Source organism: Pseudonocardia sp. P-1 (assembly GCF_058111925.1).
Genome location: NZ_CM176614.1, coordinates 917,779 through 942,315 on the forward strand (window position 1 = coordinate 917,779; position 24,537 = coordinate 942,315).

A 24,537-nucleotide genomic window follows, 5' to 3' on the forward strand; every position below is an offset into this window, starting at 1 on the left:
CGGTCAGGCCCGCTGGGAGGATCGACCCATGCGAGCAGTACGGATCACCGCGTTCGGCGCGCCGCCCGAGGTCGTGGACCTGCCGGACCCCACCCCGCCCGTGGGTGGGGTGGTCGTGCGGGTGGAGGCGACCGGGCTGTGCGCCAGCGACCGGTTCGCCTGGGCCGGGCACGACGGCGACGTGACGCTCCCCCACGTGCCCGGCCACGAGCTGGTCGGGCACGTGGTCGCGACCGGCGCCGGGGTCACCCGGTTCCGGGCCGGTGACCGGGTCACGACGCCGTTCGTCTGCGGCTGCGGTGCCTGCCCGGACTGCCGGGCGGGCCGCGCGCAGGTCTGCCCGCACCAGCAGCAGCCCGGGTTCACCCACGACGGGTCCTTCGCCGAGCTCGTCGCGCTGCACCACGCCGACCACAACCTGGTGCCGGTCCCCGACGACGCCGACGCGGCCGGCGCCGCGCTGCTCGGCTGCCGGGTCGCCACCGCGCACCGGGCGCTCGTCGGGCGCGGCGGGCTGACCTCCGGGGAGCGGGTCCTCGTGCTCGGAGCGGGTGGGGTCGGGCTGGCCGCGGTGCTGATCGCGTCGGCGCTGGGCGCCGAGGCGGTCGTCGCGGACCCCTCGCCCGCGGCGCGGGCCCGGGCGGTCGAGCTGGGCGCGGTCGCGGCGGTGGACACCGCGGACGGCCCGGACGCGGTGCGCGGGGCCGTCGGCGACGGCGGCGCCCGCCTCGCGGTCGAGGCCGCGGGCCGCGCGGACGCCCTGGACCTCGGCGTCCGGTCGCTGCGCAGGCACGGGACGCTGGTGCAGGTCGGTCTGCTCACCCGGGAGCCGGTGGTGCCGGTGCCGCTGATGATCGCGCACGAGCTGACCGTCACCGGCAGCCACGGCATGGCCGCGGCGGACTACCCGGAGCTGATGGCGCTCGTCGCCGACGGGCGGCTCGACCCGGGCCGGCTGGTCACCCGGCGGACCGGGCTGGACGCGCTCGCCGAGGCGCTGGCCGCGGCTCCCGAGCCGGGCGGGATCCTCGTCGGCCTGCCCCGGGACCCGGCCGCGGACCGCTCGGCCCTCCCGGTGCAGCCGGTCCCCGGGTGATCAGTCCCCGAGCAGCCGGGCCAGCGCCGCGTCCACCGTGGGCTCCACCGCGACCCCGCCGGGCAGCGGCGGCCGGTCGACGACGAGGACCGGCACCCCGCGCTCCCGGGCGGCGGTGAGCTTCGGCGCGGTCGCCGCACCGCCGGAGTCCTTGGTGACCAGCACGTGCGGGACCACGGCCCCGAACAGGGCGCGCTCGTCGTCGAGGGCGAACGGGCCCCGGTCGAGCAGCAGCTCGTGCCGGGCGGGCAGCGGGCCGTCGGGCGGGTCGACCGCGCGGATCCAGAACGCCGCGTCGACAGCCGCGAAGTGCGCCAGTCCCCCGCGGCCGGTCGTCAGCAGGACCCGCCCGGCCGGGCCGGGGAGCAGGCCGGGCAGCGCGGCCGCCGCGGCGGCGACCGAGGCGACCCGGTGCCACCGGTCCCCCGGACCGGGCGTCCAGCCCGGCCGGCGCAGCACGACCAGCGGCACCCCGGTCCCCGCGCAGGCGGCGGCCGCGTTCGCGGTCATCGTCGAGGCGAACGGATGGGTCGCGTCGAGCACCGCCGCGACCCGCTCGGCGCGCAGGTGCGCGGCCAGCCCCTCGGCACCGCCGAAGCCGCCGATGCGGACCTCGCCGTCGGGCAGGGCCGGGCTGCGCACCGCCCCGGCCAGCGACGACACGACCCGGACGTCGTCCCGGCCGGCCAGCGCGGCGGCCGCGGCCCGGCCCTCGGTCGTACCGCCGAGGACCAGCACCGTGCGGGGAGCGCTCACACCCGTCAGGGTAGGGGGATGGCGATCACGACCGTGGTGTTCGACGTCAACGAGACCCTGTCGGACCTGACCCCGATGGGGGCCCGGTTCGCCGCGCTGGGCGCTCCGGAGGAGCTCGGGCCGCTCTGGTTCGCCGCGACCCTGCGCGAGGGCATGGCGCAGGCCACCGGTGGGGAGCTGACGCCCTTCGCCGAGCTGGCGACGGCGACCGCGGCCGGGCTGCTGCGCCGGCACGGCGTCGCCGACCCCGACGCGGGCGCGCGGCACGTCGTCGACGGCTTCCTGGAGCTGCCGGTGCACGACGACGTCCACGGCGGGGTCGCGGCACTGCGGTCCGCGGGGCTGCGGCTGGTGACGCTGTCGAACGGCGCCGCGTCGGTGGCCGAGCGGCTGCTCGGCGACCACGGCCTGCGCGAGCAGTTCGACGCGGTGCTGTCGGTGGAGGACGCCGGGATCTGGAAGCCGGCTCCCGCCTCCTACGCGTACGCGCTGCGGGCCTGTGGGGTCGACGCGGCCGAGTCGGTGATGGTCGCGGTGCACCCGTGGGATCTCCACGGCGCCGCCCGGGCCGGGATGGCGACGGCCTGGCTGGACCGCCACGGCGACACCTGGCCCGGGTACCTCACCCCACCGACCTTCACCGTCGGCGCGCTGCCCGAGCTGGCCGGCCACCTGGCCTGAGCCCGCGGGACGCCGGGAGCGGTGCCGTCCGGCCCGCTCCCGTCAGACCGCCGCCAGCACCGGCTCGAACGCGATCTCGGCCGCGCCGACCAGCGCGCCGTCGCGGCCGAGCGGGGAGACCGCGAGCCGGGTCCCGCCCGCGGCCCGGCTCACCAGGCTGCGCCGGCGCAGCTCGGACCCGATCCGCTCGACCACCGAGGGCGGCAGCGCGCCGAACAGGTCGCCCAGCACGACGAGCTCGGGGGCCAGCATGTTCACCACGGTGACCAGCCCGGCGGTCATCCACCCGGCGTAGCCCTCCAGCAGCCGGTCGGCCCGGCCCGGCACGACGGCCAGGTCGCGCAGCTCCGCGACGAGCACCCCGCGCGGGGTGTCCTCGGGCAGGCCGAGCGCGCGGCACAGCGCGGGCTCGCCGACCTCGGTCTCCCAGCAGCCGTGCGAGCCGCAGAAACACTCCCGCCCGTCCGGGCGGACCATGAGGTGGCCGAGCTCGCCGACGTAGCCGCCGGTGCCGCGCAGCGGCTGCCCGCCCGACACCACGCCGCCGCCGACGCCGACGTCGGCCGAGAGGTAGACCATGTCGGCGACGTCGCGGCCGATCCCGCGCAGGTGCTCGGCGAGTGCGCCGGCCTCCGCGTCGTTGGCGACCTGCACCGGCCGGGCGAGGACGGCGGCGAGCCGGGCCCCCAGCTCGACGTCGCGCCAGCCGAGGTTGGGCGCCTCGTGCACGAAGCCGTCGGAGCGCCGCACGACGCCGGGCACCGAGACCCCGACCGCCTGCTCGGCGACGCCCAGCTCGTCGCGCAGCAGGGCGGCGGACTCGGCGAGGTGGGTGATCACCTCGCCGGGCAGCCGGGTGGTGCGGTGCAGGTTCCAGCTGTGCCGGCCCAGGATCTGGCCGCCGATGCCGACCATCGCCAGCGCGACCTGCTCGACCCGGATGTCGACGGCGAGCACCACCGCCGCCTGCGGGTCGGGCAGCACCAGCAGCGACGGCCGCCCGGCCCCGGAGCGCTGGGCCGGGACGGCCTCGGTGACGACGCCCGCCTCGGCGAGCCCGTCCACCACCGCCTTGATCGTGCTGCGGTTGAGGCCGAGCTCGCCGGCCAGCGTCGCGCGGGTGCAGGGACCCTCGACGTGCAGCCGGCGCAACAGGACGGCCCGGTTGTGCCGGCGCGCGTCGTCGGGTCGGGTCCCCGATCCGGGCTGGGTCATGTCACCGGCCGCTGGCCGCCGCCCGGCGCCGTGACGCCACGTCGACACCGGCCGCGAGCAGCAGCACCAGGCCGGTCACCACGAACACGACCGCGGCGGGCTGCTTGAGCAGGCCCAGACCGTTCTGCACCGTGGCGAGCACCGTGCCGCCGATGACGGCGTTGCTGATGCGGCCGCGGCCGCCGAACAGCGACGTGCCGCCGATGACCGCGGCGCCGACCGCGAACAGCAGGGTGTTGCCGCCACCGGCCGCCGGGTTGACCGACCCGATCTTCGACGAATAGACGATCGCGCCGATCGCGGCGAAGGCGGTGGAGATGACGAACACCGACGCCCGGATGCGGGCGACGTCGATGCCGGCCCGGCGCGCGGCCTCCCGGTTGCCGCCGACGGCGTAGACGTGACGGCCGAACCGGGTCCGGTCGAGCACCCAGGTGCCCGCGACGAGCAGCACCAGCACGACCGGGACGACGTAGGGGATCCCGGCGATCGCGATGACGCCGGGCGAGCGGTCCTGCACGAGTGCGAACGTCACCAGCCCGCCGAGCACCACCACCGCTCCGATCTTGAGTGCGACCAGCCCCGTCGGCGGCGCGACCAGCCCGCCGCGGAGCCGGGTCCGCAGGCGCACCACCTGGACGGCCGCGTAGCCGCCGGCGACGACCACGAACAGCACCCAGGACGCCGTGACCGAGAGATTGCCGTTCGCCACGGCGTTGATCAAGGGGTCGCGCAGCGCGATGGTGCCGCCGTCGCCGATGAGCTGCAGGATCACGCCCTGCCACGTGATGAACAACGCCAGCGTCACGACGAACGACGGCATCCCGATCCGGGCCACGAGGAACCCGGTGAGGCAGCCGATCACCACCCCGACGCCGACGGCGAGCCCCATCACGGTGAACGCGTTCGCCGGGACCCCGATCACGAGCACGACCGCGGTGAGCAGGCTGATCACCGACCCGGCCCACACCCGGACCAGCGCGGCGAGCACGGCACCGGCCAGCATCACCGCCACGAGCAGCACGAACACGGTGGTGCCGGTGGCGCCGAGCACGTTGCCGTCGCTCATCAGGTGCAGCGCCATCAGCGCCGCCGCCAGCCCGGACGCCGTACCGGCGGCCAGGTCGATCTCCCCGGTGAGCAGCACGAACACCAGGCCCATCGCGATGATGGTCGGGCCGGCGCCCTGCTGGAGCAGGTTCGCCAGGTTGAGCAGGCTCGGGAAGGTGCCGCCCGAGTCCAGCACGCTGAACAGCACGAACAGCGCGGCCAGGCCGAGCAGCGCCGGCAGCGAGCCCAGGTCACCGCCACGCAGGCCGCGCAGGTACGCCGTGATCGCCTCGCGGGTGGTGCGGGCAGTGGTGTCGATGCCGAAGTCGGCGGCCCGGTTACCGGGGTTCGCCCGGCGGGCCGCGCTCTGCTCCTGCTCGGGCGCGGGCGTCCGTTCGGTCACGGTGTCTCCTCCCGGGCCGGCGGGGCCGGACGGATCGGGGTGGGGGGCCATCAGGTCACCGCCTGCTCGGGCCGCGGCAGCCCGAGCTCGCCGGAGCGGCCCGCGGTGATGAGCTGGACGACGTCGGAGTGGGTGACCTCGCGGGTCGGGACCTGCGCGACCATCCGGCCGAGGTAGAGGCAGGCGATCCGGTCGGACACCTCGAACACGTCGGCCATGTTGTGGCTGATGAGCACGACGCCGAGGCCCTGCTCGGCCAGCCGTCGCACGAGGTCGAGCACCTGGCGGGTCTGGGCGACGCCGAGCGCCGCGGTCGGCTCGTCGAGCAGCACGACGCGCGAGTCCCAGAGCACCGCCTTGGCGATGGCGACGGTCTGGCGCTGCCCGCCGGACAGCGACGCGACCGGGGTCCGGACCGAGGTGACGGTGCGGACCGAGAGCGACGCGAGGGTGTCGCGGGCGGCCTGCTCCATCGAGCCCTCGTCCAGCATCCAGGAGCGGCCGCGCTCGCGGCCGAGGAACATGTTCTGGACGATGTCGAGGTTGTCGGCCAGCGCGAGGTCCTGGTAGACGACCTCGATGCCGAGCCGGGAGGCGTCCGACGGCCCGGCGACGGTCACCGGCGCCCCTTCGAACAGGACCTCGCCGGAGTCGATCGGGTGGATACCCGCGACGCACTTGACCAGGGTGGACTTGCCCGCGCCGTTGTCGCCGACGAGCGCGGTGACCTCGCCGGCGCGCACGGTCAGGTCGACGTCGTGCAGGACCTGCACGGCGCCGAAGCTCTTCGACACACCGCGCAGGGAGAGGATGGGGTCGGCCACTTCGGGCACCTTCCACGTGGGCGTCGGCCGGGCCGCGGCGGGGTCTCCGCCGCGGCCCGGTCCGGCTGCGGGTCCTACTTGATGCCGAGCTGGCCGCAGGCGGCCTGGGTCTCGGCGTTGCAGATCTCCGAGGCCTTGACGTAGCCGGCGTCGGTGACCTTCTTGACCGAGTCCTTGGTGATGAGCTGCGGCTCGAGCAGCACCGACTTGACGTCGCGGTTGCCCTTCGGGTCCTCGACCGTCTGGGTGGCGACGCCGTCGGCGGCCGCGGTGTCGCCCTTGGCCAGGGCACCGGCGAGCTTCGCGGCGGCCTCGGCCTCCTGCTCGATCGGCTTGAACACCGTCATGTACTGGTCCCCGCGCAGGATCGCGGCGAGCCCGTCGGCGGTGGCGTCCTGGCCGGTGACCACGACCTTGCCGTTCAGGCCGTACTTGGCCAGCACCGTGACGATGGCGCCGGCGAGGCCGTCGTTGGCGGCGACGACGCCGTCGACCTTGCCGCCGTTGCCTGTGAGGATCTGCTCGAAGGTGGTGCCACCGACCTGGTTGTCCCACTTGTCGATCTTCTGACTCTGCACCAGCTTCAGCGCCCCGGACTCGTACTTGGGCTTCAGCACGGTCTGCTGGCCGTTGTAGAACAGGGTCGCGTTGTTGTCGGTCGGCGCGCCCTCGATCTCGATGACCTGGGCGCCCGGCTTGTCGCCGATGCCCTGGACCAGGCCCTCTCCCTGCAGGGCGCCGACCTTCTCGTTGTCGAAGGAGACGTAGTAGTCGCTGACGCCGCCGAGGTTGAGCCGGTCGTAGTCGATGACCGGGATGCCCTGGGCCTTGGCCTTCTGGGCGACGGCGGTCCCGCCGTCGCTGCTGATCGAGGCGATGATCATGACCTTGACACCGCTGGAGATCATGCCGTCGGCCAGGGTGGAGAACTTCTGCTCGTCGCCCTGGGCGTTCTGGATGTCGGGGTCCATGCCCTGGGCGCGCAGCGCCTTGTCCAGCATGGGCTTGTCGAAGCCCTCCCAGCGGGCCGAGGAGTCGGTCTCGGGGAGGATCACCCCGACCTTCACCCCGCCGCCGGAGCCGCCGCCGGCGGCCTCCCCGCCGCCGCCGGCGCTGTTCTGTCCGCAGCCCGCGACGGCCAGCAGCAGGCCGAGACCCGCCGCCGCGACCGCCCGACGCAGCCGGGGACCGCGCCCCGTGTTCCGTGCCCCCATCGGGGTCTCCCTCCACCACGTTGTGGACCGCTCGCATGATCACGAACGGGTGAATGTTGCGAGCGCCAACGTATTGGGCGGAACCGGTTCCGCGACAGCTTTCTGAATCGAGACAGTTCCCGTTTCGTCATCACAATCCGGTCACGAACATCGACTTTGTTGCCCTGCGGCACGATCCGGACGGCCGCCACGGCACCAGAACGCGCCGTGGCGGGCGGTGACCACCGCTCCCCCGCCCCCGGGGTCGGGCCCGCCTCAGCCGCGCAGGGTCTCCAGCAGGTCCGCCTCGACCGCGGCCAGGGTCGGGTCGGTACGGCTGCGCGGCCGCCCGGCGTCGACGACGACCTCCCGCACCACGGTCGCCGGGCGCGGCGAGAAGACCAGCACCCGGTCCGAGAGCAGGACCGCCTCCCGCACGTCGTGGGTGATCAGGACCGTCGTCCAGCCGTAGCGGGCGCGCACCGACTCCAGCCAGTCCTGCATCGCGGTCCGGGTGAGCGCGTCCAGCGCGCCGAACGGCTCGTCGAGCAGCAGTACCTCGCGCCCCCCGACGACGGTGCGCAGCAGCGCCGCGCGCTGGCGCATGCCGCCCGACAGCGCACCCGGGCGGGCGTCCTCGAAGCCCGCGAGCCCGAACGGCTCGAACAGCGCGCGGGCACGCTCGCGGGCCTCGCGGCGCCCCACGCCGGCGACCTCCAGCCCGAGGGTGGTGTTGTCGAGCACGGTGCGCCACGGGAACAGGAGGTCCTGCTGGGGCATCAGGCCGAACGGGGCGCCGCGCACCGGGCCGCCGTCGACCTCGATCCCGCCGGTCACCGTCGCCCCGTCGAGGATGCCCGCCAGGGCCCCGAACAGCGTCGACTTGCCGCATCCCGACGGCCCGACGAGCGACACGAACTCCCCCGGCGCGACGTCCAGGCTCACCCCGGACAGCACCGGCAGGTCGCCGTAGGAGACCGACAGGTCGCGCACCACGACCTTCACCGCGCACCGTGCCCGTCGTGGTCGGCCACGTACCAGGGCGTGACCAGGCGCTGGAGCAGGAAGGTCAGCGCGAACAGCGTCACCGACAGCACCGCGGTCACGCCGACGGCGGCGAGCACCAGGTCGGTGCGGAACTGGTTCTTCTGCAGCTGCATGAAGATGCCCAGGCCGGCCCGGGCGCCGACGTACTCGGCGAAGATCGCCCCGGTGACGGCGTAGGTGATCGCGATCCGCAGCGCCGTGAAGAACGACGGCAGCGCCCCGGGCAGCCGCACGTAGCGGAACCGCTGCCAGCGCGAGGCCCCCATCGACCGCAGCAGCGCGGTCGCGGACCGGTCGGTCGCGGCGAAGCCCTCGATCAGCCCGACCGCCACCGGGAAGAACGTCACCAGCGCGATGACCAGCACCTTCGGCAGCAGACCGAACCCGAACCAGATGATGAGCAGCGGGGCGATCGCGACCACCGGCAGCGTCTGCGAGGCCACCAGCAGCGGGGTCAGCGCCCGGCGCAGCCACGGCGAGAAGTCCACCGCGACCGCGGCCGCCCAGGCCAGCGCCATCGAGACGGTGAACCCGATCAGCGTCACCTGGACCGTCGGCAGCGTGTTCGCCCACAGCTCGGCCCGGAACGCCCAGCCCTGCTCGACCACCCGCAGCGGCGAGGGCAGCACCTGGGGGCGGGTGCCGGCGACGGTGACCGCGACCTGCCAGGTGACCAGCAGGGCGGTGACCAGCGCCGCGGCCGGCCACAGCCGGCGGATCACGGTGCCAGGTAGTCGTTGGTGAACCAGGTCGAGAAGTCCGGCTTCTGCCGCACCGGGGCGCCGTCCGGCCCCGCGACGGTGCCGGTGTCGTAGAGGAATCCGGAGAACCCGGCCCACTGCTGCGGGGTCTGGAACCCGACGCGGCCCTGCGTGTCGCGCAGGAAGCGCTCGCTGAGCATCCGTGCGCCCCGGTCGACCAGCGCGTCGGAGGTGAACGCGCCGGGGTTGGCCTCCTTCAGCATCCGGGCCGCGGTCGCCGGGTCCTGCGCGGCCAGCGCGTAGCCCTTCTGGACGGCCTGCACGAACGCGCGGGCCCGGTCGGGGTTGTCGCGCAGCCAGGTCGAGTTGCCCAGCAGCAGCACGTTGTAGGAGTCCGGGAAGCCGTAGTCGGTGTAGCGGAAGGTGCGGATCGGCTCGCCCCGCAGCTGCGCCTCGATGCCCTCGACGTTGACGAACGGCTCGGTGAAGTCGGCCTGGCCGGAGTAGAGCGCCTCGTAGGCCGCGGTGGACAGGACCTCGGTGCGGAAGTCGCCGCGCCCGCCGTCGGCCCGGATCACGGCCTGCATCTTCTGGTTCTCACCGGGCCCGCCGAACCCGGCGTAGACCTTGCCGTCGAGGTCGCGCGGGCGCCGGATGTCGGTGCGGTCGGAGCGCACCGCGATCTCGGTCGCCCAGTGCTGCAGGATCGCCATCACCGAGGTGATGTCGGCGCCCGCGGCCTTCGAGAACGTGAAGGAGTCCTGGAAGCCGATGCCGAAGTCCGCGGCGCCGGAACCGACCAGGGTGTCCGGTGAGGTCTGGTTGTAGGGCAGGAACTCGACGTCGAGGCCGGCGTCGCGGAAGTAGCCCGCCTGCTGGGCGGCGAACAGCCCGATGTGGTTGGTGTTCGGCGTCCAGTCCAGGGCGACGCGGATCGGCCCGCCCCCGGCGGGGCCGCCGGGGCCGTCGGCCACGGCGCAGCCGGACAGGGCCAGCGCGAGCGCCAGCGCGACGGCGAGCGGACGGAGAGCACGTGACAGCACGGAGCGGCCTCCCTACGCCGGTGTGACCCGGATCAGGTTCGAACGGTCGGCGGCCGGTCCTGCCGCCCTCTCAGCCTCGGTGCGCGGGCTCCCGCGGTACGACCGTGAACCCTACGCGGTCCGCCGGGTCCTGCCGGGACGACGTCCGCCGCACCGGACCGGCCGGACACCCGCAGTCACCGTGGCCGTCCGATCCGGTCACCTGCGGTGATCGTCGGGACGGCCGGGCGAGCCGCCGTCCGCGGCGCGGACCACGATCGTTATCCTCGCCACCACACCCGCGACGCTGTGTCACGAACCCCGCTCGCGGGAGCTGACGCGGAAGGGACGAGATGGCGGCCTCGCTCTGGACCTCCGGCACGACCGGGCGGCCGACGCCCGACCCGGCCCCCGCCCTGGTGCGGGTCGCGTTGCAGGCCGGCGCCACCTCCGTGGCGCACGCCGACATCGCCGCGATGCTGTCCGGGATCTGTGTCGCGCTGGTGCCCGCCGCCCGGGTCGGGGGTGCGGCGCTGCTGCTGCGCGAGCCCGCCGACCCCCGCGACCCCGAGGCCCGGCGGGTGTTCGGCTCCGACACCGCCGCGCTGCGCCTGGGTGAGCTGCAGCGCCGGGCCGACGCCGGGCCGGGCCCCGCCGCCGAGCGCGGCGACCGCACGCTGACCACCCCGGACCTGACCCGGTCCGGACCGCCCGAGCTGGCCGCCGCCGCGGCCGACTGCGGCCTGGTCCGCTCGCTGTCGGTGCCGGTCCCGGTCGCCGGGCGCACCGCGGGCGTCCTGCAGCTGTTCGCCCGCGGCGGGCCCGACGACCCGCTCGGCGAGCGTCTGGTCGTCGCGCTGGCGCCGGTGGTGACCGCGCTGGCGGCCCGGCTCACCGACGTCCGCGAGCTGGCCCGGCTGCAGCTGCGCGCCGCGCCGCCGTCGGTGCCGGAACAGCCCGACGCGCTCGACCGCACCGCGCTGATCCCGGCGGCCCGCCGCTCCCCCGTGGTGCCGGTGGCGCCGCGAGTGCCCGCCCAGCGGCAGGCGCGGCACCGCAGGCACGACCAGGGCTGACCCGGGGTCAGGCTTCCGGCCGGTCCTGGCGGTCCGCACACCGTTCGAGGAGCTGCTGGTGTTCCTGCAGGTAGGCCGATACGCGCTGGCGGCTGACCCCGAACAGCCTGCCGATCCCGGCGATCGTCTCGCCCTCGCCGTGCAGCGCGACGGCCTCCTCGCGGCGGAACCGGCCACCGACGGCGCCCAGGCCGTCGAGGGTGCGGGTGAGGGTCTCCACGATCAGCGGCCGTGCCTCGCGCGGGACGATCGCCCGCCAGCTCAACCCCTGAGAGCGCAGCTCCTGCAGCTCGGCCACCCGTTCACGGGCCGAGGACAGCTCGGCGACCGACGCCTCCAGCTGGGCGGCGAGGGCGGCCAACGCGGCGTCGGCGTCGTCCGCGGCGGCATCGCGGAGGTCCGCTCCGTCCTCGGCGTCACGCTCGGTCGTCGTCACACCATCGAGCCTACGGGGGTGGCGGCGACGGCCGGTGGGCGCGGCGTACCGTGATCCACGCAAGGGGGGTTGCTCCCTCGAACAGGGCAACCCCGACAGTGGGTGTGGAGGGCGCGCATGGGCCGGTACGACGTCGTCATCGTCGGCGGGGGATCCGCGGGGGCGGTGCTGGCCGCCCGGCTCACCGAGGAGCCCACGCGCCGGGTGCTGATGCTCGAGGCGGGCCGGCCCGACCACCGCTGGGACCCGATCATCCGGATGCCCGCCGCGCTGTCGAAGGCGTGGGGCAACCCCCGCTACGACTGGTGCTACGTCACCGAGCCCGAGGCCGGTCTGGCCGGGCGCCGGATCGCCGTCCCGCGCGGGAAGGTACTGGGCGGCAGCAGCAGCATCAACGGGATGGTCTACCAGCGGGCCCACCCGGGCGACTACGACCGCTGGTCCCGCCTGCCCGGCTGCGAGCAGTGGAGCTCGGCCCACCTGCTGCCCTACTTCCGCCGCCTGGAGCGGCGGATGTCCGAGCGCGGCACCCCGCTGACCGACGGCGGTCACGGGCCGCAGGTCCTCGAGCGCGCCCCGGCCGCGGGCCCGCTGAACGCGGCGTTCCTGGCCGCGGCGCAGCAGGCCGGGCACGCGCTGCTCGACTCCACGAACGGCCCGGTCCAGGAGGGCTTCTCCCGTACCGAGCGCACGATCTCGCGCGGGCGCCGCTTCTCGGCGACCGACGCCTGGCTGCACCCGGTCGCCGACTCGCGGCCCAACCTGACCGTCCGCACCGGCGCCCTGGTCCGCGCGCTGCGCACCGACGCCCGCGGTACCCGGGTCATCGGCGTCCGCTACCGCGCCGCCGACGGCACCCTCCGCGACGTCGACGCCGGCGAGACCCTGCTCGCCGCCGGCTCCATCGCCACCCCGCAGCTGCTCCAGGTGTCCGGCTTCGGCGACCCGGAGCACCTTGCCGGGATCGGCGTCGAGACCCGGGTGGCGCTGCCCGGGGTCGGCGCGAACCTGCAGGACCACCTCGCGGTGCACCTACAGCACGCCTGCTCCCAGCCCATCTCGCTGGCCCCGCACCGGGCCCCGCACCGGCTGCCCGCCGCGGCGGCCCGCTGGCTCGTCTCGGGCACCGGGATCGGGGCCAGCAACCACTTCGAGATCGGCGGGTTCGCCTCCACCTCGATGGCCGGGGGCATCCCCGACGTCATGATGCTGTTCGCGCCGGTCGCGATGCGCTTCGCGCCGGACGTCCCGCCGGTCGGGCACGGCTACGAGATGCACGTCTCGGTGATGGCGGGCGACGTCCGCGGGACGGTGCGGGCGGTGTCCCGCGACACCGCCGTCCCACCGCGCCTGGTGCAGAACTACCTGGTCACCGACGGCGACCGGCGTCGCTGGGTGGAGGCCGTCGGCCTGGCCCGGGAGATCCTCACCCAGCCGGCGTTCGCGGGCCTCGACGCCGGGGAGACCTTCCCCGGCGACGGTGTCCGCTCCGACGCCGAGATCCTCGACTGGGTGTCCCGGCGCGCCCAGAACGGGCTGCACCCGACCAGCACCGCGCGGATGGGTACCGACGCCGACGCCGTCGTGGACCCGTCGACGCTGCGTGTGCACGGCACCGAGGGTCTGCGGGTCGTCGACGCGTCGATCTTCCCGGACGTGCCCAACGCCAACACCTACGGCCCGGTGGTGATGGTGGCCGAGCGGGCCGCGGACATCGTCACCGGCGCCACCCCGCTGCCCGCCGACCCGGCGCCGTCGCGGCCGGCCGGGGCGCACGGGGGCCCGGGCACCGGCCCGGAGCCGCTCGCACCGGTGTCCTGAACACCCCCGGACATGCCGAACGGGGCGGGGATCCGATCGGATCCCCGCCCCGTTCGCGGGTCTGAGTTGGGGGCGCGGGTCGCGCCCCGGGTGTCACTCCCCGGTCTGCACCTGCACCCCGGACTCACGCAGCTTGGCAGCGTGGGCATTGCCGTGGTGGTTGCAGAACAGGAGTTCCCCACCGGAGGGCAGGATCGCGCGCACCTTGGCAGCCGCACCGCAGCGGTCGCAACGGTCGGCAAGGGTCAGTTCGGGCCGGGTCAGCGTTTCGGGCTGCATAGCGGTCTCCCTCCGTCGCGGCGGCGGGCTTCGGGCGCTCGCCGCCGTATCACTGTGACGACCGCACGAGCGGCTCGCCCACACCTGTACAGACGCTCGAGGCCCCTGTACGTGTTCCCGGGATGCGTCGCGACGTCCGTCACGTGTGGCGTGCGCCGCACGGTTCGGTGGCGCCGCGATGTACCCGCGGTGACCGATTGCGTATGAAGTTGACTGCGTGTGAATCATGCGGGCAACTCGCCCGACGTGCAAGCGCGCCACGGTAAATACGGTGTGTCGCGGTCTACGTTGGCCGGGTGAGTCCCCGCCCGTCGCCCGATCGTGTTCCCGCTCCGTTGCTGTTCCTGGCCGGTGGGACCTCGATGTACGTGGGGGCCGCGCTGGCCGTCGGGCTGTTCGACCGGCTCGCCCCGTCGGCGGTCGCCGAGCTGCGCCTCATCGGTGCCGCGCTGGTCCTGCTGGCGTGGCGCCGTCCCGGCCGCGACGCCTGGCGTGGCGTCCGGCTCGTCCGCGCGGGGACGTTCGGGCTGGCCACGGCGCTGATGAACGTCGCCTACTACGAGGCGATCGCGCGGCTGCCGCTCGGCACCGCGGTGGCGGTCGAGTTCACCGGCCCGGTCCTGGTCGCGGCGCTCGCCTCGCGCCGGTTCCGCGACGTCGGCGCGGTCGGCCTGGCCGCGGCGGGCGTGCTCCTCATCGCCGACGTCCGCTGGTCCGGCAGTCCCGCCGGGGTGCTGTGGGCGCTGGGCGCGGCGGCGATGTGGGCGGCCTACATCGTGCTGGGCAAGCGGGTCGCGCGGGCCGGTTCCGGCATCGACGACCTGGCGACCGGGTTCACCGTGGCCGCCGTCGTCCTGGTCCCGCTGCTGTTCACCGGGGGTACGGGTGCCGCGACCGGGTTCGGCGTCGCGAACCTCGCGCCGCTCGCCGATCCGGTGGTGCTCGGCCTGTCCGTCGGGCTGGGTGTGCTCAGCTCGGTGGTTCCCTACGTGCTGGACCAGGTCGTGCTGCGCCGGGTCGGGCAGGCCCGGTTCGCGGTCCTGCTGGCGCTGCTGCCTGCCACCGCGACGCTGGTCGGGCTCGTCGTGCTCGGTCAGCTCCCGGGGCCGCTGGAGGCCGTGGGGATCGCGCTGGTCGTCGCCGCGGTGGCCCTGCGGTCCCGCGACGGCGACGAACCCGTCCCCGTCCCCGCCACGTCCGCCCGGGACCGGTCCGCCCCGTCCTGACCGTTCGGGCGGTGCCACGTCCGCTCGCCGACCCGCAGTCCGCGCGCCGACCCGCAGTCCGCGCGCAGATCCGCTCGGCGCGCGTGTCCGGACGCGCGCGCCGAGCGGATCTGCGCGCGCGGAACGGATCACCGGGTGGCCCGACGCGCCGTCGTCGCCGTCGCCGCGCCGATGTCGTGGTCGTCGCGGTGGCGCGGAGGTCCCGCGGCGGTGGCGGGCCGACCCCGCCGCGCCCGCACGGGCCGCGACGGCCTCCGGGCAGGACAGGGCCCGACGGCGACACGGCGGCCCGCCACGGCGGCTCTCAGCGCCAGGACCGCAGGGTCGCGATGCGTTCCTCGAGCTGCTCGATGGTCGCCATCGCCACCGGCGGGCCGCCGCAGTGTGCCCGCAGCTCGTTGTGGATCTTCCCGTGCGGCTTGCGGGTCTTGTGGTTGTGCAGCGCGACCAGGGTGTTGAGCTCCTTGCGCAGCGTCTGCAGCCGCTCCCGCACGCTCTGCCCGCGCTCGGCGGCCGGCGGCGGGGTGGGCTCGGTCGCCGGGGTGGCGCGGGCCTGGGCGCCGGTGCGCGGCGAGCCCTTCGCGATCCAGTCGGCCTGCCGCTGGGACAGCAGGGTGCGCACCTGGTCGGGCTCCAGCAGCCCGGGCAGCCCGAGGTAGTCCTCCTCGTCGGCGGAGTAGGTGGCGCCCTCGTAGATCAGCTGGTCCAGCTCGGCGTCGGCGCCGAGGGAGGTGAACGCCTTCTCCTGCTCGCCGGGCTCGTCCTTGACCTTGTTGGCCTCGTTGAGCTCGGCGTCGTTCCAGACCTCCTCGGGCCGCTGCGGCTTACCGAGGACGTGGTCGCGCTGGGCCTCCAGCTCGCTGGCCAGGCCGAGCAGCACCGGGACGCTGGGGACGAACACCGACGCGGTCTCGCCCTGCCGCCGCGACCGCACGAACCGGCCGATCGCCTGGGCGAAGTACAGCGGGGTGGAGGCGCTGGTGGCGTAGACGCCGACGGCCAGGCGCGGCACGTCGACACCCTCGGACACCATCCGGACCGCGACCATCCACCGCTCGGTGGAGCGGGAGAACTCCGCGATCCGGTCCGAGCCGCCCGCCTCGTCGGACAGGACGACCGCGGGCCGGACCCCGGTGATGCCGGTGAGCAGCGCGGCGTAGGCACGGGCGGCCGTCTGGTCGGTGGCGATCACGAGGCCGCCCGCGTCGGGCATGCCGCCGTCGCGGTGGCTCTGCAGGCGCCGGTCGGCCGCGGCGAGCACCGCGGGCATCCAGTCCCCCGAGGGGTCCAGCGCGGTCCGCCAGGCCATCGCGGTCTGCTCGCGGGTCAGCGGCTCCCCCAGCCGGGCGGAGATCTCCTCGCCCGCGCTGGTGCGCCAGTTGGACGTACCGGAGTAGGCCAGGAAGACGACCGGCCGGACCACGTTGTCGGCCAGCGCCTCGGCGTAGCCGTACTGGTGGTCGGCCCGGCTGCGCGGGGCGCCCTCGGCGTCGGGGACGTACTCGACGAACGGGATCGGGTTGTCGTCGGAGCGGAACGGCGTCCCGGTCAGGGCGAGGCGCCGGGTGGCGGGCTCGAACGCCTCGTAGACGCCCTCGCCCCAGCTCTTGGCGTCGCCCGCGTGGTGGATCTCGTCGAGGATCACCAGCATCCGGCGGTTCTCGGTGCGGTTGCGGTGCAGCATCGGGTGCGCGGCGACGCCGGCGTAGGTGATCGCGATGCCCTGGTAGTCCCGCGAGGTACCGCCCGCGGAGTTGCGGAACTCCGGGTCGAGCGCGACGCCGGCGGCCGCGGCCGACTCGGCCCACTGGTACTTCAGGTGCTCGGTCGGGGTGACGACGGTGATCGCGTCGACGACCCGGTCGCGCAGCAGCTCCGACGCGACGCGCAGGGCGAAGGTCGTCTTGCCCGCACCCGGGGTCGCGACCGCGAGGAAGTCCCGCGGCGAGGTCGCGAGGTAGCGGGCGAGAGCGCTGCGCTGCCACGCACGCAGCGGGCGGGTCTCGGGCGACACGAGCTGGGTCTGCGACACACGTCTCCCCTGGTCCGTGGGTCGTTCCCGGGCGGGAACCGGCGATCCCCGGCAGGTCCGCGCGTCGACGCCGACCGGGCTGCGGGGCGCGGATCAGGGTAGCCGGGGGCCGCACCGTCACCGCCCGGTGGGCGGGCCCGGGGTCTCCCCGGCGGCGACGGGCCAGGTCAGCCCCGGGGCTGCCGCGGACGGCGGGCGGTGAGGACGAACGCGGGCGGGACGTTGGCGAGCACCGTGCGGCCGTGCACGACCTCCTCGAACGCCGCGGCGAGCCGCCGCCGGAGCCGCCGGGCGGGCGGCAGGGCCAGGGTCACCGAGTAGCCGAACTGGGTCAGGGCGCCGTCGGGGTGCAGGCAGCCGGCGACGACGTCGGTCAGCCAGGGCTCGTCGCGCGGGTAGGCCGCCCACGGCAGCCCGGAGACCACGACGTCGGCGCCGCCGAGCCCGCGGGCGGCGAGCAGCGCGGGCAACTCGGCCGCGTCGGCGACGGCGACGTCGAGCCCGGGGTGGCGGGCCCGCAGCAGCGCGGCCAGTCGCGGGTTCAGCTCGACGGCCAGGTGGTGGCCGCGGCCGCCGAGCCGCTCGGCGACGACGTCGGTGAACGCCCCGGTGCCCGGCCCCAGCTCGACGACGACCGGGTCCCCGGTCGCGGGGACCGGTGCGGTGGCGGCGAGGGCCAGCGCCCGGGAGCTCGGCAGCGCCGACGCCGTGCGCAGCGGGTCGCGCAGGAACTCCCGCAGGAACGCACCCGTCCCGGCCGGGGACGCCTGCAGGGACGGGGTGGACGGGGCGACGGTGCTCATCGGGCTCCGGGGTCTCGTGCGGCGCGACCGGGTCACCGTGCCGGTCCGGTCCGAACGCCGTCCGACGACGGGGTGAACGCGCCGCGACCGGTGGCGGTGGGGATGATGGAGGTGATGAGCGAGCGCGACCGCACCCCAGCCGACGCCGGCCCCCTCGCCCTGCCCGCGGCGGGACTGCGGCTGGCGGCCGCGGTGTCCGCCCGGCCGCTGCTGCTCCTGCGCCGCGGCGGCGACTGGGTCGCCGAGCTGGGCCGGGTCGGGCTGGGCCGCTCCGCCCTCGCCCCGGACGTGCCGGCCGGTCCGGTCGCGCCGGTGGCGCGGTGCGCGGCCCAGGTGCTGCTCGCGACGACCGGGGCGGTCTCCGGGCTGCTCGACGACGCCGTCGCGAGCCCGGACGTGCCGCTGCCCGCCGCGGACGCCGAGCGGCTGCGCGCGACCCTCGCCGGGCTGACCGCCCTCCTGCTCCCCGGCCCGGGTCCCCTCGTGATCACCGGATCGGAAGGGAACGGTGCCATCGACGGCACCGATCCCTGCCGGGACGACGATCACGGTCGGGTCGCCCCGGAGGCCACTGCCCCAGGCCCCGGCCCGACCATGATCACCGGGTCGGAGGGGAACGATGCCACGGACGGCACCGAACCCCTCCCGGACGACGATCACGGTCGGGTCGGCCTCGGGATCGCAGGCACCCAGGACTCCCCGGCAGCGGCCGAGGTCGCCGACCGGGTCTTCACACCCCCCGGTGCCGACACCCCGCCGGTCCCCTTCGACACCGGCGCCCGCGACGCCCGGGGCGGCCCCGTCCCCGGCCGCGACGTCGCCGCCACGCCCGGCGCGGTCGTCCTGCGCACCCCGATGTTCGAGCTGCTGCAGTACCTGCCGCGGACCGAGAAGGTGCACGACACCCCGGTGCTGGTCGTCCCGCCGCTGGTGCACCGCTACTGGCTGGCCGACCTCGCGCCCGGGTACTCGCTGGTCGAGCACCTGCTCGGGAAGGGCCTGCAGGTGTTCGCGCTGTCCTGGCGCCCGGCGGGCCCCGCCGACGCCGACCGCGACCTCGACGCGCACGCCGCCGCCGTCCTCGACGCCGTCGACGCCTGCGGGCGCATCACCCGCGCCCCGCGGGTGTCGCTGCTCGGCGTGCGCACCGGCGGGCTGCTGACCGCGGCGGTGCAGGCCCACCAGGCCGCGATCGGGCTCGACGACCGGGTCGCCGCCGTCGCCTACCTGGCGACCGTCCTCGACCAGTCCGACGCGCTGCCCGGCTTCGCCCCCGACCCGGCGACCGTCGCCGAGACCGCGGGCCTCGCCGCCCGCGACGGCGTCCTCGACGGCGCGACGGCGGTGCGGGCCTGGGCGTGGCGGCGCGGGCCGGACCGGGTGCTGCCGTGGGCGGTGCCGCACGGTGGCGGGACCGCCGACCTGGACGGACGCGCCGCGCGGGCGATGCGGGCCTGGGTGTCCGACCTGCTGCCGCTGCCCGCCGGGCTGCACACCGACCTCGCCGCGCTGGCCGCGGCCTCCGGCGACGGCGCGGGCCCGGACCGGCCCGACGTGCGGGTCCTCGGCACCCCCGTCCGGTTCGCCGAGCTGCGTCGCGACAGCTACCTCGTCGCCGCCGACGACGACCCGGTGCAGCCCTGGACGGGCGGGTACCGCACCGCGCAGCGCCTCGGCGGAGCCTGCCGGCTCGTCCTGGCCCCCGGCGACCAGGCGGGCGCGCTGATCGCGCCGCCGTCGGTGGCGACCGGGTTCCGCGCGGCACCCTGCTCCACCGGCGACGGCGTGGCGCAGCGGTGGCGGGCCGGGGCCGAGGCCGTCGAGGGCTCCTGGTGGGACGACCTGGCCGCCTGGCTGGTCGAACGCTCCGGCACGATGCGCGACGCGCCCCCGGAGCTGGGCGGACGTCGTCTGCGCCCGCTGTTCCCGGCCCCGGGGACCTACCTGGGCGAGCCCGCCCCCGTCTGAGGGTGGGGTCCGGGATCGTCACACCCGGGGCCGTCCGCACCCCACCGCCCGGCCGTGGCACCTAGGCTCGGCGGTGATGACCACTTCCAGCTCCCGGCCCGTGGGCGGCGCGGGCCTCGAGGAGCACGACGTGCTCGTCGGCGGCCGTGCCCTGCGCGTCGTGCGTCGCCCCGCCTCCGGCCCGGGCCCCCGCCGCACCCCGCTGCTGCTGTGCAACGGCATCGGCGCCGCCACCGACGTGCTCGACCCGCTGGTCGCGGCGCTGCCCGCGGACCTCGACGTCATCCGGTTCGACCCGCCGGGCATCGGCGGGTCGGCGGTGCCGCGGATGCCGTACCACCTGACGTGGATGGCGCACCGGCTCGGGCAGGTGCTGACGAAGCTGGGTGTGCGGGAGGCCGACGTCCTGGGGTTCTCCTGGGGCGGGATGCTCGCCCAGCAGCTGGCGATCAGCCGTCGCCGCCGGGTGCGCAAGCTCGTGCTGGCCGCGACCGGTCCGGGGGCGCTGATGATCCCGGCGTCGCCGCGGGTGATGGCGGTCATGACCTCGCCGAAGCGCCACCAGGACCCGTCCTACGTCGACGCCGTCGCCGCCCGCATCTACGGCGGCTCGCTGCGCGACCACCCGGAACGGGCCGCGGAGGCGCTCGGCGCGGGGGCCCGGCGCGGCCCGATGCGCGGCTACTACTACCAGCTGATGGCGCTCTCGGGCTGGACCAGCCTGCCGCTGCTGCCGGCGATCACCGCGGACACCCTGATCATCGCCGGCGACGACGACCCGATCGTCCCGCGCGGCAACGCCACGATGCTGCACCGCGGGATCCGCCGCTCCCGGATCAGCCGCTACCCCGGCGGCCACCTGGAGCTGCTGCTCGACCCGGAGCCGTTCGCGGCGGAGATCGACGCCTTCCTGCGGTCCTGACCCCGCCACCGCGGCCCCGGCCGAGCGGGACCGCGCGGGTGGCCGCACGATGGCCGGGTGGTGACCCCCGCAAGGACGACCGGTGAACGCACGACGCCCGCACGCCCGGCCCGGGACGCCGTCCTGCGCCCGTGGCGCGGCCCGGCGGACTCCGCCGCACTGGCCGCGCTCGACGACGGCGCCCCGGGCATCGGCGTCGCCTGCGGACCGGAGTGGCACGACGACGCCGCGGCCGACCCGGCGCGGCTGCACCTGCTCCTGGAACGCCCGGGCGAGCCCGGCCCGGCGGGCTACGCCGTGCTGGCCGCACCCCGCGGCCCGGAACCGGGGGTCGAGCTGCACCGGCTCGTGGTCCACCGCGACCGGCGCGGCACCGGGGCCGGGCGGGCCCTGCTCGGTGCCGCCCTCGCCGTCGCCGGGGTACCCGGAGCGACCGGCGACACCCCCGGCGGACCGCCGTGGGCGGGCCCGGGGCGGCTGTGGCTCGAGGTGGCCGCGGACAACGTCGCGGCGCTGGCGCTCTACCGGTCGGCCGGGATGGTCACCGAGACCGTGCTGCGCACGGTGCCCGGCGACCCGTCCTCCACCCCGCTGCGGCTGCTGCTCGCGCGGGGCTGAGGGGTCTCACTCCCCGTCGCCGCCACCCGGGGGGAGCCCCTCGAAGATCTCCTTGCACTGCGGGCACACCGGCGATCCCGGCTTGGGCGACTTGGTCACCGGGAACGTCTCGCCGCACAGCGCCACGACCATGTTCCCCAGGACCGCGCTCTCGGCGATCCGGTCCTTCTTGACGTAGTGGAACATGTCCGGCCGGTCGTCACCGGTCTTGTCGGTGGTCTCGGGCCGGGTGTCGACCTCGGGCAGCGTCGTCGTGGACATGGCGTCCATGATGCCCGAGACCGGCCTCAGGGCGGGGAGGCGGTGCCGCCTCCCGTGGTCCCCGTGGGCTGTTCGTCGTCGGTGCTGGGCCGGGGGCCGGCGGGATCGTCGCCGCCCTGGTCGATCACCGGACGCGGCCCGGTCTCGATCGCCCGGTGGTCCTGCCGGTGCCGGTTGGGCGTCTCCGCCTTGCGCGGCAGCCGGTCGTTCGCGATGAGCACCGCGATCCACGGCAACGGCACCGAGATCGCGAGCAGGGCCACCGCGACCCACGGGATCTGGTAGAAGACGCCGGCGAGGATCATGCACGGGATCCGCATGCCCATCGTCCACTTGTAGCGCCGCTTGCGGATCTCCAGTTCCTCTTCGTAGGACATCTGCGCGTCCGTGATGAGAACGGGGTCCACGCGTCGCCGCTCAGCCACTGTCGAACCACCTCCCTTTCCATGGTGACACCCCTACGCGATCCCCGCGCGGGCGCCCGCCGGCCGCCTCGCGCACACCCGCGGGCCCGCCGTCGACGGTGGGGTCGAGCGTCTCCCAGCGGCGCAGCCGCGCGGCGAGCAGCCGCGACCACCAGACGACGTCGTCCGGGGTCGCCGCGATCGACAGTCCGGCCGCGGGCAGCCGCTCCCGCAGGGTCTGCGCGGTGGACTCCGGATGGCCCGGGTCCCCGGTCCAGGCCAGTACCTGCACCGGCACCGTGATCCGCTCCAGGTCCTCCGGTGCGGGGAGGTCGGTGGCGGCCGCGCCGCGCAGGATCGCCGGGAGCAGCTCGGCACGCACGTCGGGCCCGGTCCGCGGGCGGCCCCGGGCGGCCGGGGCAGGTCCGCGTCGTCGGCACCGGCGTCGAGCGCCGCGACACCGTCGGCCTCCACGGCCGACGCGGACCGCTCGTAGTCGCGGGACCGGGCGCGGCGGGTCCCCCAGGCGGTCGGCGGCAGCATGAGGGTGAGGCTGGCGAACCGGCCCGGGTCGGCCAGCGCGGCGTGCAGCAGCGTCCCGGCGCCCATCGACGGCCCGACCCCGTGCACCCGCTCCCCCGGCACGACGTGGTCGAGCAGCCCCAGCAGGTCCCGGGCCAGCGCGGGCCACCGGTAGTCCGCGGGATCGGCGGTACCACCGGAGCGGCCGTGGCCGCGCGCGTCGTAGCGCAGCAGCCGCACGCCCTCGACCCGGGAGGCGATGTCGAGCCGCATCAGGGCCTCACGGCGACGGCTGGAGGTGAGGCCGTGCAGCGCCACCACCGCCGGACCACCGGAGGTGTCGCGGACGTCGAAGTCCAGTGTCGCCCCGGCGATCCCGAACGTGGCCATGCGCTACGCCTCCCGATCTTCGTCGGCCTAGGTTATGGCCATGCGGCTGACGAGCGTGACGCACCTGCGCCTGCCCTACGGGACGCTGCTCGGCTACGACGTCGCCGTCGGCCGGACCGGGCACCCGGTCCCGGTCTCGTTCGACCAGCGCCGCCACGTCGGCCGCGGGGACCGGCCGGGCTCGTGGATGGCGATCACCTGCCGGCTGCCCGCGGTGGACCTCGACGCGCTGGCCGGGGCCTGGCTGGCGGTGCTGCGCCGGCACGGGACGCTGCGCACGGTGTTCTCCCCCGGCCCGGACGGCCCCCGGCTGCACGAGGTGGACCTGCGTCCCGGCCGCTGGGTCACCCACCCGGTCGCGCCCGGCCAGGCCGTCGACGACGCCGTCCGCCGGATGCTCGACGAGCGCTGCACCCCCTACGCGGCGCCGTCGCACCGGCTCTGCGTGATCCTCACCGCGGACCGGCCGACGCTCGTCGTGGCCGCCGACCACGCCCACGTGGACATGTGGTCGCTGCTGGTGGTCCTGCGCGACCTCGTGCAGGGCCTGGGCGGGACGCTGCCGCCCGGGACCGTGCGCCCCTTCGCCGAGCACACCGCCGCCCTGGCCGGCCGGGAGCCCGCGCCCGACGAGGTCCGGCAGCGCTGGGCCGAGATCCTGGCCGCGGGCGGCGACGTGATGCCCCGCTTCCCGCTGCCGCTGGGCGAGCTCACCCCCGCTCCCCCGGAGCGCGTCGAGGTGCGTGACGTGCTCGGCGTCGACGACTGCGCACTGTTCGAGCGCCGGGCCCGCGGGTCCGGGGTCTCGACGCTGGCACTGGTCACCTCGGTCATGACCCGCACCACCCGGGAGCTGGCGCACGCCCCGCTGCGCGCGGTGTTCCCCGTGCACAGCCGCTACGACGACCGCTGGCACGGCTCGGTCGGCTGGTTCATCACCAACGCGGTGATCGACGCGCGCGACCCGGATCCGCGGGCCTGCGCCGACGCCGTCCGCGAGGCCGTGCGGCTCGGCTCCTGGCCGCTCGACGACGTGCTGGCCCCGTGGGGCGGGATGCCCGAGGCGCCCGGCATGTTCGCGATCTCCTGGCTGGACCTGCGACGGCTGCCGGTGCGCATCGACCACGCCGGGCTGGACGCGCAGTACGTCAGCTCGGCGGGCGACGCCGACGGCGTGATGGTGTGGTTCATCCTCGACGAGGCGGGTCTGCACCTGCGCTGCCGCTACCCCGACACCGACGAGGCGCGGGAGAACGTCGGCGCCTGGCTGGACCGGGTCGTGGACGGCGTCCGGTCCAGCGCCCACCCGGCGGGCGCGGACGTCGTGCTGGCCGGGGACCGGCTCGTCGTCGACCGGGCCACCCGGGCCGACGTGGCGGCGGTCGTCGCGCTGCTGTCGGGTTCCGGGGACGCCGACGCCGACGACCCGGACCTCGCGCCCTACGAGGAGGCCTTCGACACCCTGGACCGCGACCCCGGCCGGTTCCTCGCGGTCGCCCGCGCCGGCGACGGCCGGGTGGTCGCGACCGTGCAGCTGACGATCCTGCCCGGGCCCGCCCTGCGCGGCGCGACCCGGTTGCAGGTCGAGGGGCTGCGGGTCGCCGTCGGGTGGCGACGGCGCGGGGTCGGGTCGGCGCTGGTGGAGTGGGCGCACGAGCACGGGCGGGCCCGCGGCGCCGTCCTGGCGCGGGCCGGGGACACCGCCGGGGACGGGCCGCACCGGTTCCTGGCGCGGCTGGGCTACGAGCCCGACCGGGCCGGGTACACGCGGCCGCTCTGACCCCCGCCGTC

General features: G+C 75.9%; 24 protein-coding genes and 1 pseudogene. 9 read left to right on the forward strand and 16 right to left on the reverse strand.

What is annotated here, in order from left to right:
• Positions 1 to 28: 28 nt before the first annotated feature.
• On the forward strand, positions 29 to 1,096 hold the full coding sequence (locus AC0GKK_RS04315) for an alcohol dehydrogenase catalytic domain-containing protein (protein WP_489883214.1): 1,068 nt from the start codon (positions 29 to 31) through the stop codon (positions 1,094 to 1,096).
• On the opposite strand, the gene AC0GKK_RS04320 is transcribed toward AC0GKK_RS04315, so the two are convergent.
• Positions 1,097 to 1,852, reverse strand: coding sequence for a cobalt-precorrin-6A reductase (locus AC0GKK_RS04320; RefSeq protein WP_307799115.1), 756 nt, complete (start codon positions 1,850 to 1,852; stop codon positions 1,097 to 1,099).
• 18 nt (positions 1,853 to 1,870) lie between these two features.
• Here AC0GKK_RS04320 and AC0GKK_RS04325 point away from each other — a divergent pair, with 18 nt between their 5' ends.
• Positions 1,871 to 2,533, forward strand: a complete 663-nt coding sequence (locus AC0GKK_RS04325) for a haloacid dehalogenase type II (protein WP_405417686.1) — start codon at positions 1,871 to 1,873, stop codon at positions 2,531 to 2,533.
• A 42-nt stretch (positions 2,534 to 2,575) separates the two neighbouring features.
• Here AC0GKK_RS04325 and AC0GKK_RS04330 read toward each other — a convergent pair whose 3' ends face one another.
• From AC0GKK_RS04330 to AC0GKK_RS04360, 7 genes are all read right to left on the reverse strand, one after another.
• The gene (locus AC0GKK_RS04330; RefSeq protein WP_062404671.1) at positions 2,576 to 3,748 is read right to left on the reverse strand and encodes an ROK family protein; all 1,173 of its coding nucleotides are present in this window, start codon (positions 3,746 to 3,748) and stop codon (positions 2,576 to 2,578) included.
• Position 3,749: 1 nt separating this feature from the next.
• On the reverse strand, positions 3,750 to 5,252 hold the full coding sequence (locus AC0GKK_RS04335; RefSeq protein ID WP_208819569.1) for a sugar ABC transporter permease: 1,503 nt from the start codon (positions 5,250 to 5,252) through the stop codon (positions 3,750 to 3,752).
• Positions 5,252 to 6,025: an ATP-binding cassette domain-containing protein gene (locus tag AC0GKK_RS04340; RefSeq protein WP_100880336.1), complete on the reverse strand. Its 774-nt coding sequence runs from the start codon at positions 6,023 to 6,025 to the stop codon at positions 5,252 to 5,254. The genes AC0GKK_RS04335 and AC0GKK_RS04340 overlap by 1 nt, the downstream gene beginning before the upstream one ends.
• A 74-nt stretch (positions 6,026 to 6,099) precedes the next feature.
• Positions 6,100 to 7,239, reverse strand: a complete 1,140-nt coding sequence (locus AC0GKK_RS04345) for a sugar ABC transporter substrate-binding protein (RefSeq protein ID WP_489883215.1) — start codon at positions 7,237 to 7,239, stop codon at positions 6,100 to 6,102.
• Between the two features lie 255 nt (positions 7,240 to 7,494).
• Positions 7,495 to 8,223, reverse strand: a complete 729-nt coding sequence (locus AC0GKK_RS04350) for an ABC transporter ATP-binding protein (protein ID WP_476654461.1) — start codon at positions 8,221 to 8,223, stop codon at positions 7,495 to 7,497.
• Positions 8,220 to 8,987 (reverse strand): ABC transporter permease, encoded by a 768-nt coding sequence (locus tag AC0GKK_RS04355; protein WP_405417696.1) that lies wholly within the window; start codon positions 8,985 to 8,987, stop codon positions 8,220 to 8,222. The genes AC0GKK_RS04350 and AC0GKK_RS04355 overlap by 4 nt, the downstream gene beginning before the upstream one ends.
• Positions 8,984 to 10,009, reverse strand: a complete 1,026-nt coding sequence (locus AC0GKK_RS04360) for an ABC transporter substrate-binding protein (RefSeq protein ID WP_405417698.1) — start codon at positions 10,007 to 10,009, stop codon at positions 8,984 to 8,986. The genes AC0GKK_RS04355 and AC0GKK_RS04360 overlap by 4 nt, the downstream gene beginning before the upstream one ends.
• Before the next feature lie 332 nt (positions 10,010 to 10,341).
• Between AC0GKK_RS04360 and AC0GKK_RS04365 the strand changes: the two genes are divergently transcribed.
• Positions 10,342 to 11,064, forward strand: a complete 723-nt coding sequence (locus AC0GKK_RS04365; protein ID WP_073577040.1) for a hypothetical protein — start codon at positions 10,342 to 10,344, stop codon at positions 11,062 to 11,064.
• 7 nt (positions 11,065 to 11,071) lie between these two features.
• On the opposite strand, the gene AC0GKK_RS04370 is transcribed toward AC0GKK_RS04365, so the two are convergent.
• Positions 11,072 to 11,500, reverse strand: coding sequence for a helix-turn-helix domain-containing protein (locus AC0GKK_RS04370; protein WP_073577041.1), 429 nt, complete (start codon positions 11,498 to 11,500; stop codon positions 11,072 to 11,074).
• Between the two features lie 117 nt (positions 11,501 to 11,617).
• Here AC0GKK_RS04370 and AC0GKK_RS04375 point away from each other — a divergent pair, with 117 nt between their 5' ends.
• Positions 11,618 to 13,321: a choline dehydrogenase gene (locus AC0GKK_RS04375; RefSeq protein ID WP_405417702.1), complete on the forward strand. Its 1,704-nt coding sequence runs from the start codon at positions 11,618 to 11,620 to the stop codon at positions 13,319 to 13,321.
• Positions 13,322 to 13,414: 93 nt separating this feature from the next.
• Here the strand turns inward: AC0GKK_RS04375 and AC0GKK_RS04380 are convergent, their stop codons facing one another.
• Positions 13,415 to 13,600 carry a DUF7455 domain-containing protein gene (locus AC0GKK_RS04380; RefSeq protein ID WP_062402550.1) on the reverse strand — a complete coding sequence of 62 codons (186 nt, stop codon included), beginning with the start codon at positions 13,598 to 13,600 and terminating at the stop codon, positions 13,415 to 13,417.
• A gap of 362 nt (positions 13,601 to 13,962) precedes the next feature.
• Here AC0GKK_RS04380 and AC0GKK_RS04385 point away from each other — a divergent pair, with 362 nt between their 5' ends.
• On the forward strand, positions 13,963 to 14,826 hold the full coding sequence (locus tag AC0GKK_RS04385; RefSeq protein WP_405421867.1) for an EamA family transporter: 864 nt from the start codon (positions 13,963 to 13,965) through the stop codon (positions 14,824 to 14,826).
• A gap of 304 nt (positions 14,827 to 15,130) precedes the next feature.
• Here AC0GKK_RS04385 and AC0GKK_RS04390 read toward each other — a convergent pair whose 3' ends face one another.
• Together AC0GKK_RS04390 and AC0GKK_RS04395 are read right to left on the reverse strand one after the other, a co-directional pair.
• A complete protein-coding gene (locus AC0GKK_RS04390; RefSeq protein ID WP_062402543.1) occupies positions 15,131 to 16,858 on the reverse strand; it encodes a DEAD/DEAH box helicase in 1,728 nt (575 codons plus the stop codon).
• Positions 16,859 to 17,025: 167 nt separating this feature from the next.
• A complete protein-coding gene (locus tag AC0GKK_RS04395; protein ID WP_489883216.1) occupies positions 17,026 to 17,661 on the reverse strand; it encodes a class I SAM-dependent methyltransferase in 636 nt (211 codons plus the stop codon).
• A gap of 114 nt (positions 17,662 to 17,775) precedes the next feature.
• On the opposite strand from AC0GKK_RS04395, the gene AC0GKK_RS04400 reads away from it, so the two are divergent.
• The 3 genes from AC0GKK_RS04400 (at position 17,776) to AC0GKK_RS04410 (ending at position 21,169) form a co-directional block, all read left to right on the forward strand.
• Positions 17,776 to 19,629, forward strand: coding sequence for a hypothetical protein (locus tag AC0GKK_RS04400; RefSeq protein ID WP_489883217.1), 1,854 nt, complete (start codon positions 17,776 to 17,778; stop codon positions 19,627 to 19,629).
• A 76-nt stretch (positions 19,630 to 19,705) separates the two neighbouring features.
• Positions 19,706 to 20,551, forward strand: coding sequence for an alpha/beta fold hydrolase (locus AC0GKK_RS04405; RefSeq protein ID WP_062404658.1), 846 nt, complete (start codon positions 19,706 to 19,708; stop codon positions 20,549 to 20,551).
• 57 nt (positions 20,552 to 20,608) lie between these two features.
• Positions 20,609 to 21,169 (forward strand): GNAT family N-acetyltransferase, encoded by a 561-nt coding sequence (locus AC0GKK_RS04410; RefSeq protein WP_489883218.1) that lies wholly within the window; start codon positions 20,609 to 20,611, stop codon positions 21,167 to 21,169.
• Between the two features lie 6 nt (positions 21,170 to 21,175).
• On the opposite strand, the gene AC0GKK_RS04415 is transcribed toward AC0GKK_RS04410, so the two are convergent.
• The 4 genes and pseudogenes from AC0GKK_RS04415 to AC0GKK_RS04430 all read right to left on the reverse strand — a co-directional run.
• The gene (locus AC0GKK_RS04415) at positions 21,176 to 21,430 is read right to left on the reverse strand and encodes a DUF3039 domain-containing protein (RefSeq protein ID WP_062404655.1); all 255 of its coding nucleotides are present in this window, start codon (positions 21,428 to 21,430) and stop codon (positions 21,176 to 21,178) included.
• Between the two features lie 26 nt (positions 21,431 to 21,456).
• On the reverse strand, positions 21,457 to 21,807 hold the full coding sequence (locus AC0GKK_RS04420) for a DUF3099 domain-containing protein (RefSeq protein ID WP_489883219.1): 351 nt from the start codon (positions 21,805 to 21,807) through the stop codon (positions 21,457 to 21,459).
• A gap of 40 nt (positions 21,808 to 21,847) precedes the next feature.
• Entirely contained in the window at positions 21,848 to 22,216 is a 369-nt protein-coding gene (locus AC0GKK_RS04425) for an alpha/beta fold hydrolase (protein ID WP_489884087.1), read from the reverse strand.
• A gap of 8 nt (positions 22,217 to 22,224) precedes the next feature.
• A pseudogene (locus AC0GKK_RS04430) lies at positions 22,225 to 22,746 on the reverse strand (alpha/beta fold hydrolase); the annotation flags it as partial.
• 40 nt (positions 22,747 to 22,786) lie between these two features.
• Here AC0GKK_RS04430 and AC0GKK_RS04435 point away from each other — a divergent pair.
• On the forward strand, positions 22,787 to 24,526 hold the full coding sequence (locus AC0GKK_RS04435) for a GNAT family N-acetyltransferase (protein ID WP_489883220.1): 1,740 nt from the start codon (positions 22,787 to 22,789) through the stop codon (positions 24,524 to 24,526).
• Positions 24,527 to 24,537: the final 11 nt, after the last annotated feature.